Origin of the sequence: Burkholderia sp. KBS0801, assembly GCF_005937855.2 — a bacterium.
Classification (GTDB): Bacteria; Pseudomonadota; Gammaproteobacteria; order Burkholderiales; family Burkholderiaceae; genus Burkholderia; species Burkholderia ambifaria.
This window is the reverse complement of record NZ_CP042178.1, coordinates 223,276-240,689: the sequence shown is the minus strand read 5'-3', so window position 1 is coordinate 240,689 and position 17,414 is coordinate 223,276. Positions and strand designations below refer to the sequence as shown.

14 protein-coding genes are annotated in these 17,414 nt (G+C 65.6%); 7 read left to right on the top strand and 7 right to left on the bottom strand.

Annotated elements, in window-relative coordinates; genetic code table 11:
- Nucleotides 1-4: 4 nt before the first annotated feature.
- Genes FFI87_RS17910 through FFI87_RS17890 form a run of 5 tightly spaced genes read left to right on the top strand, consistent with a single transcriptional unit; the run spans nucleotide 5 to nucleotide 6,317 of the window.
- The gene (locus FFI87_RS17910) at nucleotides 5-2,308 is read left to right on the top strand and encodes a TonB-dependent hemoglobin/transferrin/lactoferrin family receptor (protein WP_138849630.1); all 2,304 of its coding nucleotides are present in this window, start codon (nucleotides 5-7) and stop codon (nucleotides 2,306-2,308) included.
- Nucleotides 2,309-2,357: 49 nt separating this feature from the next.
- On the top strand, nucleotides 2,358-3,449 hold the full coding sequence (locus tag FFI87_RS17905) for a hemin-degrading factor (protein ID WP_012366990.1): 1,092 nt from the start codon (nucleotides 2,358-2,360) through the stop codon (nucleotides 3,447-3,449).
- Nucleotides 3,446-4,354 (top strand): hemin ABC transporter substrate-binding protein, encoded by a 909-nt coding sequence (locus FFI87_RS17900; RefSeq protein ID WP_138849631.1) that lies wholly within the window; start codon nucleotides 3,446-3,448, stop codon nucleotides 4,352-4,354. Before FFI87_RS17905 ends, FFI87_RS17900 begins: the two co-directional genes overlap by 4 nt.
- A 15-nt stretch (nucleotides 4,355-4,369) precedes the next feature.
- Nucleotides 4,370-5,467: a FecCD family ABC transporter permease gene (locus FFI87_RS17895; RefSeq protein ID WP_138849632.1), complete on the top strand. Its 1,098-nt coding sequence runs from the start codon at nucleotides 4,370-4,372 to the stop codon at nucleotides 5,465-5,467.
- A 19-nt stretch (nucleotides 5,468-5,486) separates the two neighbouring features.
- Entirely contained in the window at nucleotides 5,487-6,317 is an 831-nt protein-coding gene (locus FFI87_RS17890; protein ID WP_138849633.1) for a heme ABC transporter ATP-binding protein, read from the top strand.
- A gap of 39 nt (nucleotides 6,318-6,356) precedes the next feature.
- Here the strand turns inward: FFI87_RS17890 and FFI87_RS17885 are convergent, their stop codons facing one another.
- Nucleotides 6,357-6,968, bottom strand: coding sequence for a trimeric intracellular cation channel family protein (locus FFI87_RS17885; protein WP_138849634.1), 612 nt, complete (start codon nucleotides 6,966-6,968; stop codon nucleotides 6,357-6,359).
- A gap of 8 nt (nucleotides 6,969-6,976) precedes the next feature.
- Complete coding sequence (locus tag FFI87_RS17880; RefSeq protein ID WP_138849635.1) at nucleotides 6,977-9,103, bottom strand: penicillin-binding protein 1A; 2,127 nt, start codon at nucleotides 9,101-9,103, stop codon at nucleotides 6,977-6,979.
- A 218-nt stretch (nucleotides 9,104-9,321) separates the two neighbouring features.
- Here FFI87_RS17880 and FFI87_RS17875 point away from each other — a divergent pair, with 218 nt between their 5' ends.
- Both FFI87_RS17875 and FFI87_RS17870 read left to right on the top strand, forming a co-directional pair.
- Nucleotides 9,322-10,116, top strand: coding sequence for an aminoglycoside phosphotransferase family protein (locus tag FFI87_RS17875; protein WP_138850239.1), 795 nt, complete (start codon nucleotides 9,322-9,324; stop codon nucleotides 10,114-10,116).
- A 364-nt stretch (nucleotides 10,117-10,480) separates the two neighbouring features.
- On the top strand, nucleotides 10,481-12,916 hold the full coding sequence (locus FFI87_RS17870; protein ID WP_138849636.1) for an AAA family ATPase: 2,436 nt from the start codon (nucleotides 10,481-10,483) through the stop codon (nucleotides 12,914-12,916).
- Between the two features lie 278 nt (nucleotides 12,917-13,194).
- On the opposite strand, the gene FFI87_RS17865 is transcribed toward FFI87_RS17870, so the two are convergent.
- From FFI87_RS17865 to FFI87_RS17850, 5 genes are all read right to left on the bottom strand, one after another.
- Nucleotides 13,195-14,031: a bifunctional allantoicase/(S)-ureidoglycine aminohydrolase gene (locus FFI87_RS17865; protein WP_012367003.1), complete on the bottom strand. Its 837-nt coding sequence runs from the start codon at nucleotides 14,029-14,031 to the stop codon at nucleotides 13,195-13,197.
- A 695-nt stretch (nucleotides 14,032-14,726) separates the two neighbouring features.
- Nucleotides 14,727-15,164: a hypothetical protein gene (locus tag FFI87_RS17860; RefSeq protein ID WP_011659738.1), complete on the bottom strand. Its 438-nt coding sequence runs from the start codon at nucleotides 15,162-15,164 to the stop codon at nucleotides 14,727-14,729.
- 368 nt (nucleotides 15,165-15,532) lie between these two features.
- A complete protein-coding gene (locus FFI87_RS17855; protein ID WP_138849637.1) occupies nucleotides 15,533-16,192 on the bottom strand; it encodes a methyltransferase family protein in 660 nt (219 codons plus the stop codon).
- 179 nt (nucleotides 16,193-16,371) lie between these two features.
- Nucleotides 16,372-16,536, bottom strand: coding sequence for a hypothetical protein (locus FFI87_RS34510; protein WP_164714766.1), 165 nt, complete (start codon nucleotides 16,534-16,536; stop codon nucleotides 16,372-16,374).
- 233 nt (nucleotides 16,537-16,769) lie between these two features.
- Nucleotides 16,770-17,189, bottom strand: coding sequence for an HIT family protein (locus FFI87_RS17850; protein WP_006760790.1), 420 nt, complete (start codon nucleotides 17,187-17,189; stop codon nucleotides 16,770-16,772).
- Between the last annotated feature and the right edge of the window lie 225 nt (nucleotides 17,190-17,414).

Below are 17,414 nucleotides of genomic sequence, written 5' to 3'. Positions count from 1 at the left end.
ACCTGTGCATTGCTATCCGCTGGCGCGGCGGCCGATTTGTGCCGCGCTGTTCGGCCTATTCGGCCTGTCCGCCGCCCCCGCTTACGCCGATTCCACCGCTAACGCCGCTAATGCCACTTATGTCGATTCGTCATCGAAAGGCGCCAACCCGCGGTCTGCCGTCCTCGTCGCCGGATCCGCGCGCGGCGATGCGGCGCTGCTCGACCCCGTCACCGTCACGGCCACCCGTACCGCCACTGCCGCGAGCCGCACGGCCGCGTCCGTGTCGGTGATCACCGACGACGATCTCGAGGAACAGCAGGCCACCAACATCAAGGACGCGCTGCGCTACGAGCCGGGCGTCACGGTGCGCCGCACCGCGTATCGCCCCGGCAGCGCCGCGCTCGGCGGCGGCCGCGACGGCGATTCGAGCATCAACATTCGCGGCCTCGAAGGCAATCGCGTGCTGCTGATGGAAGACGGCATCCGCCTGCCGAACGCGTTCTCGTTCGGACCGCTCGAAGCCGGGCGCGGCGACTATTCGGATCTCGACACGCTCAAGCGCATCGAGATCCTGCGCGGGCCGGCATCGGCGCTGTACGGCAGCGACGGGTTGACCGGCGCGGTGAACTTCATCACGAAGGATCCGCGCGACCTGCTGTCGATCTACGGCAAGCCCACCTACTTCTCGTTCCGGCCGAGCTACGACTCGGCCGATCGCAGCGTCGGCGCGACGGTGTCGGCCGCGGCCGGCAACGACCGCGTGCAGGGAATGATCATTGCCGACGGCCGGCGCGGCCACGAAGTCGACACGCGCGGCAGCAACAATTCGGCGAGCACGCTGCGCACGACGTCGAACCCGCAGGACGTCTATTCGGAATCACTGCTCGGCAAACTCGTGCTGACGCCCACCGCGCGCGACACGATCAAGTTCACGGCCGAAACCGTGCAACGCCGCGTGAGCACCGACGTGCTGTCCGCGATCAACCGGCCGGACACGCTCGGCCTCTCGACCCACGACCGGCTCGAGCGCAACCGCTTCAGCGTCGACTATGACTTCCGCGACGATGCGTTGCGCTGGTTCCAGACCGCGCACGTGCAGTTCTACTACCAGGACGCGAAGCAGGATCAGTACGCGTTCGAGACGCGCGGCAGGCAGCCTTCGCGCTCCCGCGACAACGAGTACCAGGAGCGCACGTTCGGCGGTTCGGCGTTCGCCGAAAGCGGCTTCTCGACCGGCCCGCTCGCGCACAAGTTGCTGTATGGCGTCGACGGCAGCCTGTCGCGCGTGACGAACCTGCGCGACGGCACGGTGCCGGGCGTCGGCGAGTCGTTCCCGAACAAGGCGTTTCCTGATACCGACTACACGCTGTTCGGCGCGTTCGTGCAGGACCGGATCGGTTACGGCCGCCTGCTCGTCACGCCGGGGCTGCGCTTCGATACGTACCGGCTGAGCGCGTCGCAGAACGATCCGTTGTTCACCGGCACCGCGGTGTCGACGAGCGCGAACGAAGTGTCGCCGCGCGTCGCGGTGCTCTACGAGATCACCCCCGCGCTGATTCCATATGCGCAATACGCGCACGGCTTTCGCGCACCGACACCCGACCAGGTGAACAGCAGCTTCTCGAACCCGGTGTACGGCTACACGTCGATCGGCAATCCGAACCTGAAGCCGGAGACCAGCGACACGTTCGAAGCGGGCCTGCGCGGCAAGGCCGGCACCGGCTACGGCATCGTGCGCTACAGCGCGGCCGCGTTCACCGGCCGCTACCGCGACTTCATCTCGCGCACGACGATCTCGGGCAGCGGCCGCCCGGTCGACCCGTTCGTGTTCCAGTACGTGAACTTCGCCGACGCGCGCATCCACGGCCTCGAAGGCCGCGCCGAATGGGTCATGCCCAACGGCATCACACTGAAGACGGCGATGGCGTTCACCCGCGGCTCGACCCGAAACGACGGCGCGGCGAGCCAGCCGCTGAACACGATCGATCCGTTCTCGGCGGTGTTCGGCGTGCGCTACGAGCCCGGCGAGCGCTGGTTCGTGCAGACCGACCTGCTGTTCCAGGCCGCGAAACGCGACAACGACATCGACAAGTCCGACTGCTCGAACAAGGCGTGTTTCGCGCCGCCGTCGTCGTTCGTCGTCGACCTGCGCGGCGGCTATCGCTTCAACAAGCACGTGAGCGCGACGATCGGCATCCGCAACCTGTTCGACCGCAAATACTGGAACTGGTCGGACGTGCGCGGCATCGCGGCCGATTCGCAGGTGCTCGACGCGTACACGTCGTCCGGACGCACCGTCGCCGTCAGCATGAAGGTGGATTTCTGAAGCGCGCCACCGCGCGTTCCTGCCCAACCGTTACTTGAAGGAGTCCGACATGATGCATTCCGCCCTTCCCGGTCACCCGGCCACGCCGGCCCGCGCGGTCGCCGCATTGCGCGACGCGTTCATCAAGCTCAAGACCGAGCGCCAGCTGCGCAACCGCGACGTCGCACAGGCGCTCGGCGTCAGCGAAGGCGAGGCGCTCGCCGCGTTCGTCGGCGAACACGTGGTGCGGCTCGACGCGCGCTTTCCGGCGATGTTCGAGGAAATGCCGCGCCTCGGCCGCGTGATGGCGCTCACGCGCAACGACACGGCCGTCCACGAGAAGGACGGCGAATATGCGCAGATGAGCCACGACGGCCCGGTCGGCCTCGCGCTCGGCGACATCGACCTGCGCATCTTCTACCGTCACTGGGCGTCGGCGTTCGCGGTACGCGACCAGACCGCGCACGGTCCGCTGAAGAGCCTGCAGTTCTTCGACGCACAGGGTCATGCGATCCACAAGGTCTACCTGCGCGCGCACAGCGATCACGCGGCGTACGACGCATTCGTCGAACGCTGGCGCGCGCCGACGCAGGAGCCAGGGCTCGACGTCGTACCCGCCGCGCCGAAAACGCCCGAGCGCGCCGACACCGAGATCGACGTCGCGGGTTTTCGTGCGGCGTGGGACGCGATGACCGACACGCACCAGTTCTTCGGCATCACGCAGCGCTTCGGCGTGAGCCGCTTGCAGGCGCTGCGTCTCGCCGATCCGCACTACGCGTATCCGGTCGAAGCGGAGCGCGCGCTGCGTCATGTGCTCGAACGGGCGGCGCTAAGCGGTCAGCCGATCATGGTGTTCGTCGGCAACGCGGGAATGATCCAGATCCACACAGGGCCCATCGCGAACGTGCGCGAGGTCGGCGCATGGATCAACGTGCTCGACCCGGGCTTCAACCTGCACGTGCGCGAGCGTCTGATCGCCGCCGCCTGGGTCGTGAAGAAGCCGACGAGCGACGGCATCGTCACGTCGCTCGAGCTGTTCGACCGGCAGGGCGACCACGTCGCGCTGCTGTTCGGCGAACGCAAGCCCGGCAAGGTCGAACGCGACGACTGGCGCACGCTCGTCGCGACGCTGCCGTCGGCGGCACACGGGGACGCGCGGTGAGCGCGCGAGCCTTCTCGCCGCGACGTCGCGGCGTGCTCGCGAGCGCGGTTGCCGGCGCGCTCGCGGGCGCGCTGCCCGGCCGCGCGCTGCCGCAGGCCGCGCAGAAGCGCGTCGTCGTGATCGGCGGCGCGCTCGCGGAAACCGCGTTCGCGCTCGGCGGTGCCGACGCGCGCGGCTACCGGCTCGTCGGCGCCGACACGACCTGCACGTACCCGGACGCCGCGAAGCGCCTGCCGAAGGTCGGCTACCAGCGCGCGCTGTCGGCCGAGGGGCTGCTGTCGCTGCGCCCCGATCTCGTGCTCGCGTCGGCGGAAGCCGGCCCGCCCACCGCGATCTCGCAGGTGAAAAGCGCGGGCGTCGCGGTGACGACGTTCGACGAGCGCCACGACGTCGAATCCGTGCGCGCGAAGATCACCGGCGTCGCGCAGGCGCTCGACGTGCGCGATGCGGGCAGCACGCTGCTGCAACGCTTCGACCGCGACTGGCAGGCCGCGCGCGATGCAGTCGCCGCGCGCGTGCCCGGCGGCGAGCAGCCGCCGCGCGTGCTGTTCGTGCTGAACCACACCGGCAACCAGGCGCTCGCCGCCGGCCAGCGCACGGCCGCCGACGCGATGATCCGCTACGCGGGCGCGCGCAATGCGATGCAGGGATTCGATCACTACAAGCCACTGACGAGCGAAGCGCTCGCCGCCGCCGCACCCGACATCGTGCTGATCTCCGACGAAGGGCTCGCGGCCGTCGGCGGCCGCGCCGCGCTGCTTGCCGCGCCCGGCTTCGGCGCGACGCCGGCCGGCCGCGCGCAGCGCGTCGTGTCGCTCGATGCGCTGTTCCTGCTCGGCTTCGGCCCGCGCCTGCCGCTCGCCGTCACGACCCTGCACCGACGGCTGTCGGATGCGCTCGCCTGATTCCGGATCGTCCCGATGCCCGTTCATGCTTCGCCTTTCCCCGCGCGGTCATCCACCTCGCCCACCTCGCGCTCCGGCGCCGCGCGCGTCGGCACGTCGCGCCGCTTCGCGCCGTTCGCGCTGGCCGCGCTCGCTTGTCTGGTGTGCGCGATGTCCGTCGTCGCGCTATGCGTCGGCGCCTATCGCATTCCGCTCGCGCAAGCATGGGGCGCGCTGACCGGCGATGCAGCCGCGCAGCAGGCGCGTGCGGTGCTGTTCGACATCCGCGCGCCTCGTGTCGTGCTCGCGCTGCTGGTCGGCGGCGGCTTCGGTGCAGCCGGCGCCGCGATGCAGGCGCTGTTCCGCAATCCGCTCGCCGATCCGGGCCTCGTCGGCGTATCGAGCGGCGCGGCGCTCGGCGCGACGACGATGATCGTCCTCGGCCCCGCGCTGTTCGCCGCGCACGCGAGCGCCGCCGTGCTGCCCGTCGCCGCGTTCGCGGGCGCGCTTGCCGTCGCGGCGCTCGTCTACCGGCTCGCCGCGTCGCGCGGCCGGCTTGCGCTGCCGCTGCTGCTGCTCGCGGGCATCGCGATCAACGCGCTGGTCGGCGCGGCGATCGGGCTGCTCACGTTCGTCGCCGACGACGCGCAGCTGCGCTCGCTGACGTTCTGGAGCCTCGGCAGCCTCGGCGGCGCGCAATGGTCCGCGCTGGCGGCCGTCGCGCCGTGCGTCGCGATCGGCTGCGTGCTGCTCGCGCGCGAACGCGATGCGCTCAACGCATTACAGCTCGGCGAAACCGAGGCGCTGCATCTCGGCGTGCCCGTGCAGCGGCTGAAACGGCGCGTGCTCGTCGCGGTCGCGCTCGCGATCGGCGCACTCGTGTCGTGCGCGGGCATCATCGGCTTCATCGGGCTCGTCGCGCCGCATTGCGTGCGCCTCGCGTGCGGCCCCGACCAGCGCGTCGTGCTGCCCGGCGCCGCGTTGCTCGGCGCATTGCTGACGCTCGCCGCCGATCTTGCCGCACGCACGATTGCCGCGCCCGCCGAAATTCCGCTCGGCGTGCTGACCGCGCTGCTCGGCGCGCCGTTCTTCCTCGTGCTGCTGTGGAAGAACCGCGGTGCGCTCGGCGGGTAATCCTTTCTTCACGACGATCATGCTGACTGCCCACCACCTCGACGTCGCCCGCCGACACAACGTCATTCTGCGCGACCTGTCGCTGTCGATCGAACCCGGCCGCGTGACCGCGCTGCTCGGCCGCAACGGCGCGGGCAAGAGCACGCTGCTGAAAACTTTCGCCGGCGAACTGACCGGCAGCGTCGCGCCGAACGGCGTGCGCGTGACGGGCGACATCACGCTGAACGGCGAACCGCTTGCGCGCATCGACACGCCACGGCTCGCATGCCTGCGCGCGGTGCTGCCGCAGGCCGCGCAGCCGGCGTTTCCGTTCAGCGTCGACGAGATCGTGCTGCTCGGCCGGTATCCGCATGTGCGGCGCGGCGGTGCGCGGCATGTGATCGCACACCGCGATCGCGACATCGCGTGGCAGGCGCTCGAACGCGCGGACGCCGATGCGCTCGTTGGTCGCGACGTGACGACCTTGTCGGGAGGCGAACTTGCCCGCGTGCAGTTCGCGCGCGTGCTCGCGCAGCTGTGGCCGGACGACGATGCGATGGAAGCCGGCCCGCGCTACCTGCTGCTTGACGAACCGACCGCTGCGCTCGATCTCGCGCATCAACACCGGCTGCTCGATACCGTGCGCGCCGTTGCGCGCGAATGGGAACTCGGCGTGCTCGCGATCGTCCACGATCCGAATCTCGCCGCGCGGCACGCGGACACGATCGCGCTGCTCGCCGACGGGACGATCGTCGCGCATGGCGCACCACGCGACGTGATGACACCCGCCCATATCGCGCGGTGCTACGGATTCGCGGTGAAGATGGTTGAAACCGGAGACGGGTCGCCACCGGTGATGGTGCCGGCGTAAAGCCGCTGCGTGCTGTGCGATCGCCGGCCGTCCTGTCGCTCAGTGCCCCACGTCCGCCGCGCCGAACGTCCGCATCTTCCATCCGAGCCGCACGGCAAGCATCCGCATCGAGAATCCAGCCCCGAGCGCGACCACCGTCGCGAAGCCCGCATCGACGCCGAGATACTGCATCCCGACATACAGCGCACCCGTGAAGAATGCGACGCTCGCATACAGCTCCTCGCGCAAAATCAGCGGCATCTCGTTGCACAGCAGGTCGCGCAGCATCCCCCCGCACACGCCGGTGATCACGCCGGCTAGCACGACGATGATCGGCGCGTTACCCGTCGACGCGCCGATGTCGCAGCCGATGATCGTGAACGCCGCGAGGCCGATCGCATCGACGGTGACGAACAGCGCCTTCATGCGCGCGACGTACCGCGCGGCCCACGACGCGACGGTCGCCGCGGCGAGCGTGATCACAAGGTACTCGGGACGCGCGATCCAGCCGAGCGGATAGTGGCCGAGCAGCACGTCGCGCACGGTGCCGCCGCCAAGCGCGGTCACCGCGCCGACGAGCGCGAGCCCGAAGCGGTCCATCCCGCGCCGCATTCCCATCAGCGCGCCCGACATCGCTTCCGCGACGATCGCAATCAGATAAAGCGTATGCATCGCTCGCGTCAGTCGTCGGTACGGAACAGGTCGAGCACGCGTTCGCGCTCGGCCGCATCGACGGCCGCGGGCATCGGCTCGTCGCGCTTGTTGTGTGCGTCCGGCGCGTCCGGCCCATCGGACGCCGGCGCGCCGCCGCACGCGAAGCGGCTGCGGATATACGGCGGCACGTCGGCGGTGCAGGTGCCGCGCGTGTATTCGGCGTAGACGAAATCGCCGTCGACGAGCGCGAGGTCCTGCGGCGGCGTTGCGTCGACCGGCGTACGTCCGGCGACGGCCGTCTTCATGTAGTCGAGCCAGACCGGCAGCGCGAGCGTCGCGCCGGTCGCGCGCCCCATCGGCCGCGGGGTGTCGTAGCCGAGCCACGCGACCGCGACGATGCCCGACGAATAGCCCGCGAACCACACGTCCTTCGAGCCGTTCGACGTGCCGGTCTTGCCGGCCGCGTCGTCGCGGCGCAGCGCGAGCGCGCCGCGCGCGGTGCCGGCCCGCACGACGTCGCGCAACATGCTGTCCATCACGAACGCATTGCGCGCCGACACGACGCGCGAGCCGTCCGGCGGCGGCGCGTCGTACAACGCGCCGCCGTGACGCTGCTTCACCGACAGGATCAGCCGCGGCACCATCCGCCTCCCGCCGTTCGCGAACACGCCGTACGCGCTCGCGAGTTCGAGCGGCGTCACGGCGCCCGCGCCGAGCGCGAGCGGCAGCGACGCCGGATTGCGCTGCGCGTCGAAACCGAAGCCCACCGCGTGCTGCTGCACGTAGCGTGCGTCGGCGGCCTGCATCAGGCTGACCGCGACGAGGTTCTTCGAGCGCACGAGCCCGCGCCGCACCGGGATGAAGCCCTCGTACCGGTTGCCGTAATTGCGCGGACGCCACGGCCGTGCGCCGGTTTCGGCATGCGTGAGCGTGCGCTGCGTATCGTCGACCAGCACGCCCGGGAAATAGCCTTTCTCCAGCGCAGCCGAATAGACGAACGGCTTGAAGCTCGAACCCGGCTGCCGATACGCCTGCAATGCGTGGTCGAACACGTTGGCGTTGAAATCCGCGCCGCCGACGAGGGCCAGCATGTCGCCGGTGGCCGCATCGAGCGACACGAGCGCACCTTCGAGCCCGTTGCGCGCATCGCGCTTCGCGCGGGGCTGCCGGCTCAGCGTGCGATCGAGCGCGGCTTCGGCCGCGCGCTGGTCGCGCATCGAAATCGTCGTCGTCACGTCGAGACCCAGCGTGTAGGCGTCGTCATGGAATCGCTCGACCATCATCCGGCGCGCGCGCTCCGCGACGTAAGGCGCCGCGATGATGCCGGGTGGCGGCGTGGTCGCGAGCGCGATCGGCGCGTCGACGGCCGCGCGATACGCCGCATCGTCGAGCTCGCCGAGCGCGTGCATGCGGCCGAGCACGTAGTTGCGACGCGCGGTCGAGCGCGCCGGATTGACGACCGGGTTGAACGCTGACGGCGCCTTCGGCAGCCCGGCGAGCACGGCCGCCTCGCCCACGCTCAGCGCGTCGAGCGGCTTGCCGAAATAGACGTTCGCGGCCGCCGCGAAACCGTACGCGCGCTCGCCGAGATAGATCTGGTTCATGTACAGCTCGAGCAGCTTGTCCTTGCCGTATTCGCGCTCGAGCTTGATCGCCATCAGGATCTCGGCGAGCTTGCGGCTCAGCACCTTGTCGCGCGTCAGGTAGAAGTTGCGCGCGACCTGCATCGTGATCGTGCTGCCGCCCTGCCCCGGCTGCCCCGTCACGAGGTTCGCGAACGTCGCGCGCGCGAGGCCGCCGACATCGATCGCGCCGTGCTGGTAGAACTTCGCGTCCTCAGCCGCGAGCAGCGCGTGGCGCATCAGCGGCGGAATGCGTTCGAGCGGCACGAACTCGCGGCGCTCGACGCCGTACTCGGCCAGCAGCTCGCCGTCACGCGAGAAAATCCGCAGCGGCAGCGCGGGACGGTAGGCGGCCAGATGTTCGACGGACGGCAATTGGGTCCAGATGCGGTCGATCGTCCATGCGCCGATGCCCGCGCACGCGAGCGTCAGGCCGAGCAGCGCGCCGGCGAGGATGCGCCATGCACGGCGGCGCGGCGATGCGGGAGGCTGCGCCGATGGCGGCGGAGGGTTGGCGGTGTGGTCGGTCATGCGGGCTCCTTCTTCGATGCGGCGACCGCGGGCGCTCGAGTGGCGCCCGTCGATCACGGAAGGCGCGCATTGTCGAAGGGATGCCGGAATACCGGAACATTCTTTAGCCAAAGTTTGGTTGGCTAAATTTTATTAAGGAAAGGATGCGCATGGCCGGCGGCGGCGGCGTCGGTCGAACCGCGCTGCGCACGGGCCGGTTCGCTTGTACCATCGTCTGCATGTTCGACACGTACCTGCGCCTGTGGGACCTCGTTCCCGACGGCGGCCCGATCCTGACCGCGAGCGGCGGCGTGCTGCCCGTCGTCTGGAACGCGCGGCCCGCGATGTTGAAAGTCGCCACCTGCGACGAAGAGCGCCGCGGCAATGCGCTGATGACCTGGTGGAACGGGGACGGCGCCGCACGCGTGTGGCTGCACGACAGCGACGCGGTGCTGCTCGAGCGCGCGCAGCCGGCGCCGACGCTCGCCGGCTTGTCCGCCGCGGGCCACGACGACGATGCGATCCGGATCGCGTGCGCTGCCGTCGCGCGCCTGCATGCGCATCGCGCACCGGCGCCGCCCGCGGTCGTGCCGCTGCACGACTGGTTCTACGCGCTGCTGTCGCACGACACGGACGACGACGTGCTGCGCCGTTCAGCCGCGACGGCGCATCGGCTGCTGGCCGTGCAATCCGTCGACGAAGTCGTGCTGCACGGCGACATCCATCACGGCAACGTGCTGCACTTCGGCGACCGCGGCTGGCTCGCGATTGACCCGAAGGGATTGCGCGGCGATCGCGCGTTCGACTACGCGAACCTGTTTTGCAATCCCGCGCACGACATCGCGGTCGATCCCGCGCGCTTCGCGCGTCGCGTCATGCTTGTCGCTGAAGTGGCGCGGATCGACCGGCGCCGGCTGCTGGAGTGGATCCTCGCATGGGCCGGGTTGTCGGCGGTCTGGATGATGGAAGATACGCTGCCGGCGGATACGCGGGTGGAGGTCGGGAGGCTGGCGGCGGCCGTGCTCGGCCGATAGCAATACGCATCGCCCACGGGAACGGGTTCGCCGGGAATTTGTGGCGACCGTGGCGAAGGCTGGCGGCTCGCGGCCAAGTTCGGCCGTCCACTTACCAGACGTCACCGGACGTCTGAGCGCCTAGTGCGCCCCGGTAGCCGACATTTGCCCGTGCCAAATGTCGGCCGGATCTGTATGCACTTCTGCCCTGCAGCAACTGAGGAGCCGTGGCGCGAAGGCGGCTTTCAAAAGGTCGCATCTGCATGAAGGCCAGGCCAACGGACTTGGATACTAAAAACGAGATTGGACTACCGTTAAGCAGGACCCGACAGTTACTATCTGCAGTGGCGCAATTGCAACGGGGGATAGGGCGATGCATACAAACATGGACGATGCCAAAACCAAATTCGATGCTCTGTGTTCTGCTTGGGCGGGCAAGGCACCGAATATTGAGAACGAAGCCAATACTCGATTCAACTTAATCGATACCATACTGACTGAGGTGCTTGGATGGGACAAGCTGGGCGATTTTGACTTGGAGGCCTACGGCGAATCCGGCTTTGCCGATTACATCCTGAGCGCTGATAGCCGAGAGCGTATGGTTGTTGAGGCAAAACGCTCTGGTTCGATCCTAGTCGACACGCGCGTGAACCAAGTTCAATACCTGACGGCCAAAAGCAGCGGCCTCAAGTCCGCGCAGCCAGGTCTCTCGCAAGCCCAAGGCTACTGCCTCGACAACGGAGTTCATTTCTCACTATTAACGAATGGGATGGAATGGATTGCATATTGGGCAATTCGAAAAGGAGTGAAGCCGACCGAGGGAAAGGTTATCGTTTTTCCTACACTAGACTCTATATCGGGCGCTTTTCCAACATTTTGGGATCTTTTTTCCAGAGACGCAGTTCTGGAGGAGCGCTATCAAATTCTCATAAAAGAGGCTGAAGGACTAACTATACAGTCAGCCGAAACTCTAAAACCGATACTCCGGGATGGAGACTACAAGCTTCTCGCTCGGTCTAAATTGGCACACGATCTCGATGGAATGTTCAAGCAGTTTTTTAGCTCAATGTCCGGTGACGCCGACCGAGAGATGGTGGAAAATTGCTTTGTAGAATCAAAAGAAAGCCGCGAAGCTGATATAAGTCTTGAAAAAATATCGAACACGCTAATAAACCGTCTAGAATTGATGTCATCCGAGTCGGGCGAGGAGTTGGTCGAGCGCCTAGAAAATGCGGTTGATTCGCAAAATGGCGAATTCGTTCTTATCATTGGAAATAAGGGCGCCGGAAAATCAACTTTCATTAGTCGGTTTTTTAATCAAATTCTGTCAAAAACATTGCTTGAGCGATGCGTCGTATTAACCATAGATGTGGGAACATCACCAGGTCACAAGGACAATATAGTTCCGTGGATCGATAAGCAACTGCTTGATGCCTTGGAATCTTCTTTGTTCTCCAATGGGCGAGCGACATACGAACAGCTGCAGGGTGTATTTTATAGCGAATATCAGAGGTGGCGTGATGGGCCGCATAAAGTACTATACGGATCAAACAAAGTAGCGTTTAAGGAAAAATTCGGCGATCATCTTGAGAAGATGCGAAAAGATGATCCTCATTCGTATATTCTTGCCCTACTTTCCGACGTCGTTGCAAACAGAAGGAAAATGCCATGCTTGATATTTGATAATACCGACCACTTCGACGAGCAGTTTCAAGAGAAGGTGTTTCAGTATGCGCAATCGATATATCGGCGGATTTTCAGTTTCATCATATGTCCGATCACTGATCGGACGATATGGCAACTATCGAAACACGGCCCACTACAGTCATACGAGACAACGTCTTTTTTCTTGCCAGTGCAGGCAATGAAAGAGGTGCTAGCAAAGCGTGTAAATTTCATCAAGGTCAAAGCCGGCGATGACGACGCAGCTGAGCGGAAAGAATACTTCTTGAACAGGGGAATTCGCTTAAGCATAAAAGACATTAAAGCTTTTGCTGCTTGCATAGAGGAAGTCTTCATCGGCAACGAAGGCCAATCAAGGATTATTGGCGGCCTGGCGAATTTCGATGTTCGAAGAAGCTTACAATTATCCAAGCGGATAATGACATCTCCGCACATAAAAATCGAGGAGCTGATAAAGCTTTATCTGACGGATGGTGCAGTTCAAATCCATCAACGGCAGATAAACTACGCCATTATGTGTGGCGATTCAAATCATTTTAGCTCCGATTCTAGCGAATTTGTGCTAGGCATCTATCAAGTTAGCGGCGATAAAATCACCAGCCCGCTTCTTAGGCTTTCCATTCTTAGATTGATGCTTGACATCGAGCAGCGTGCTGATGCTGATAATTCACACATCTCACTTGAGAAAATATTTGAGTACTTCGACTCGATGGGATTTGCGCGCTCTGCAGTTAAAGCTCACGCGCAAGCATTGTCGGACGCGCGGTTAGTTGACCCTTATAGTCCGATCGAGGCAAATCTGAATGAATCCAGTAGACTTCGAATTACACCCTCGGGAAAAATTCATCTTGAATGGGGGAGCCACAACATGAACTATATTATTGAGAACGCCATTGCCACCCCATTGCGAATTGGTGCGAACAAAGATCGCATCCAATCTCTTTGGGAGGCGAAGGGCAAGATGACTGGCGACTCGTGGCGTGAGTTGGCCGCGGCGTTTATCACGTATTGCTTAGACGAAGATGCCGCGTTTTGCTTCGTCCCGTCTACGAATTCATACGATAGTCAAAGGGACCTTCGAAGCGCTTTGCGTAATCGGTGGATCGTTAATTCGCCTAACCCGCTCTCTACTAAATAACGCAACCTGCGAAAGACTGCACAACGGGATAGTCAGGCCAGACCTTCTTAGTCGGGGATATCTGTCGCTGCGGTACTATCCGCAACATTCGATTCGCAGGCAGTGATTCGGCTACACGAACGACCGGTGCACTATCGAAACAAGCCATTGAACTTGCGTCGAGCCGACCGGTCGTTCTGGGTCGACAAGCAACCTCCCCGAAAATCCACAAACACCTGAAACGAAAAAAACCCGCCGGCTTCCCCCGGCGGGCTTTCCTATCCGACTTTGCGCGACGTTCACCGCCCCGGATTCAGCGTCAGGTTCATGTGACGGTTCACATCCTTGTACAGCAGATATCGGAAACGCCCAGGGCCACCCGAATAGCACGCCTGCGGGCAGAACGCGCGCAGCCACATGAAGTCGCCCGCTTCCACCTCGACCCAGTCCTGGTTCAGGCGATAGACCGCCTTGCCTTCGAGCACGTACAAGCCGTGCTCCATCACGTGCGTCTCGGCGAACGGAATCACGCCGCCCGGCTCGAACGTCACGATGTTCACGTGCATGTCGTGACGCATGTCGCTCATGTCGACGAAGCGCGTCGTCACCCATGCGCCGTTGGTGCCCGGCATCGGGATCGGCTCGACGTCCTGCTCGTTGGTCACGAACGCGTCGGGCAGCGCAATGCCGTCGACGGCCTGGTAGTGCTTGCGCACCCAGTGGAAACGCACGGCGGCATCGCTGACGTTGTGCAGCGTCCAGTCGGCGCCCGGCGGAATGAACGCGTAGCCGCCCGGCTTCAGCGTGTGCTTGGTGCCCTGCAGCGTCAGCTCGGCCTCGCCTTCGACGACGAACAGCACGGCCTCGGCGTTCTTGTCCTGCTCGGGCTTGTCGCTGCCGCCGCCCGGGTTCACTTCGACGATGTACTGCGAGAAGGTTTCGGCGAAACCCGACAGCGGACGCGCGATCACCCACAGGCGCGTGTTCGTCCAGAACGGCAGCCAGCTCGTGACGATGTCGCGCATCACGCCCTTCGGAATGACCGCGTACGCCTCGGTGAACATCGCGCGATCGGTCAGCAGATCGGTCTGCGGCGGGTGGCCGCCATGCGGCGCGTAATACGTTGTCTTAGACATAAAGCATCCAGGCAATGGGTTGGTCCGGCCCCGGGTCGCAACGGCCAAGCGCGGCACGCGCGTGGGGCACGCATGCGGCGGCGGGACATCGTTGCCGGGGTGGCTTGAAAGCGCGGGCGCCTTCGTTCGGTCGGCCAGGCTTCGCGACGGGTCCGCACGGTTCAGCGGGCGGGGCGACCCATGCTTGTGGGTCCGGCGGCCGGGCCGCGGACACTGGGCATCACGCGGCGGGGCACGGGGACGGCACGGTTCGCTTCCGTACGCGAGCAGCGTTGACGATAGCGAAGTCGATTCCGATCGACCAATTAAATGTTGCGATGACATCCATTCGATTTCGCACTACCCGATAGCGCCCGCGAGGCCCGGTGCACGCGTGTCGCGCACGTTCGGTGCGTCAGGGAAATCCTGATCACGGACGGCAACGCGTCGATCTGCGATATCGAATGACGTTGGCCGAAACTTACCGATTGCATGTCAATGCAACTGGCGATGTCGTCTATCAGCGGGAAAGGTACAGCGGGAGGAAATGTGCCAACCCGTCGAGCGGGGCTGGGCATGAACTACGGAGGGGATGAAGCGCCGGTCTTGCCGGCGACGGCGGCCCGGCTGAGGCCGCCGGGCCGACTGTCGGAGCGGGTGCCGACGCGTCGGGCGTGCCGGTGCGCAAGTCGCGCACCGTGCCGCGCCCGCGGCGATCAGTCCCAGTCGCGGTGATGGCGATGCTTGCGGTGACGATAGCCGCGATCGCCGTGATCGCGCTCGTACGAGCTGCGCGACATGTTGCCGCCCAACGCCGCGCCCGCGCCACCGCCGACGGCCGCGCCCAGCAGGCCGCCCGTGCGGCCGCCCATTGCGTTGCCGGCTGCGGTACCCGCGCCGCCGCCGAGGGCGCCACCGATGATTGCGCCGGTGCGCTCGCGACGGTTCGACGTCACTGCGCCGCCTGCGCCGCCGCCGATCGCGCCGCCGATGACGGAGCCGGTGCTGCCACCGACCGCGCCGCCGACCGCTGCGCCGGCAACCCCGCCGAGCGCGCCGCCAAGGGCATTGTTCAGGTCACCGGCCATTGCCGGCAATGCGGTCGCGCCGGTCAGCACGGCGACGACGAGAGTGGGGGCAATTTTCTTCCACATTCCCGTATTCTTCCTTGTTCGCAATCTGGTTATTGAAGGTCCGCTCGATACGACGATCTGAATCGATCGACGTGGAGACCAGCATTGTGCCGAATCCCGGACCAATTCATTTCAATGAGCTTGCGGCGAAGAATAGCACCGGTCGAGCCCCGTTGCAGTCGACATTCTCGTAACAAGTTGTTTACCGAAACAGGACTCGGAAAGGCTTGCCGAAATCGCCGCCAAGGCCCGCCGGTAAAGGCTCCGGCAAAGGTCGACCGGCCGAGGTGACGGTGCGGGAAGCTTCGGCGTAGGCGGTTCAGACACAGGTGGCAACACATCGGCGCGCGCCGCGGGGCGCCAGCCGGTTTTCCGATGGTGAACGAGGGTCAATACACGCCCGGAAGCAGCCGCCAGGTATGCGCGCAATACGCGTCGTATTCGGCGCCGAACTGCGCGCGCAGCAGCGCTTCCTCGGAACGGATGCGAGCGACGAGCGGCACCATCGTCAGCGCGACGAGCAGCAGCCCGACGCCCGACCGGAACGCGAACGCCCAACCCAGCGCATTGACGATCAGGCCGAGATAGCTCGGGTTGCGGATCCTGCGATAGATGCCGTCCGTGACCAGCGTGTGGCCCGGCTGGATCGCGACGAGCCCGCTGAAGCGCTTGCCGAGCACGAACACGGGCCAGAGGCGCAGTACGCCGCCGGCGACATACAGCACGACGCCGATCCAGCGCACCGTATCGCCGCCGAAGGTCCATACGTCGAGCCGGTCGGTCAGCGCGGGCAGATAGGCGAGCAGGAACCCGCTGGCCGCGAAGGCTGGAAGCACCCAGCGGTTGTCGCGGTCCTCACGTTCGCCGGCGCTCAGGTTGCCTTCGGTCAACAACGCGGCGGCGGCCAGCGCGAGCGTCGCGACGGCGATGACGATCAGTTGCGGATGCGAAAAGAAGGCGGCGAACCCGCCGATGCCGAGCACGGCGAGCCCGAGGTAGACGAGCGCGGACACGCTCGACACGATTGCGACCTTGCGCGTAACGGCCATGGCTGCCTCGCCGGAGGGGGTTTTCCTGTGAAGTATAGGAACCCGGGCGGCCGATGCGCACGCGCGCCGTCATGCGGCGCGCGAAGTGTTGTTGCGAGAAGCGGCGGCGCGGCGTCGGCCGACGCGGCCGATCGACGTGGTCGACGTGCGGGGCAGCCGCCCCGCGCCCCGCCGGCTGGTCAGCGAATGCGGAAGTGGCCGCCAATCCCGACGCTGACGGGCGGTGCGTAATACGCGGGCGCATAGCCGTAGTAGACCGGCGCGGGTGCGTAGCCGTAAGGCGGCGCGACGTAGCAGCCGGACAGGCCGGCGATCAGCGCAAACGTGATGAGAACTTTGTACATGGCTCGATTCCCGGCGAAGAGGACACATTGCATCTCGCGACGGCCGGCACGACGGGGCGGTCGGGCCCTGCTGCCGCTCGATGCGGTAATGCGCGGGAGTCTAGCGCCGGGGCCGGCGCAACGAGTTTCGCGACCGGTTACACGTGTTACGTCGCGTGACCGCTGAAACAGGTGCGTGCGGCGCGACGGCCCACGGGCACTGGCGCCGCCCCGCGTGACGAGCCCGACACGCGTTACACGAAACGTTCGCGGATGCGCTGCGCGACCGATTCGAGCGCGGCCGCGTCGGCGATGTCGCGCGCGTGCAGCCGCAACTCGACACCTTCCCAGCGCGGGATCACGTGGAAATGCACGTGCGGAACCGTCTGGCCCGCCGCCGCGCCGTTGAACTGGCCGATGAACACGCCGTCCGGCCCGAGCGCCGCGCGCACGGCCGCCGCGACGCGCTGCGTCATGCGGATGCCGGCCGCGGCCGCATCGCCGGACAGCTCGAAGATCTGCGCGGCCGGCTCCTTGGGGATCACGAGCACGTGACCGTCGGCCTGCGGCATGAGATCCATGATCGCGAGGGTTGCGTCGTCTTCGGCGACCTTCACGCACGGCAGTTCGCCGCGCAGGATTCTGGCGAACGGGTTGTTGTTGTCGTAGGACATGGCGTTTTCCGATTTTTCGATGGGCGGTTTGACTGGGAACGATGCCGGACGATTATCGGCCGACGGCCGGTCGGATTTCAACTTGCCGGCGCGAAACCGCGCGATCGACACATGCGATTCGCATACGCCCGGCAGCATATCGCCCGAGCGACGCTGCCCTCGGCGTCGTCACTCCCCCGCGATTGCCACCGCTTGCCCGAACCTGCGACACTGCCGGATCGTTGC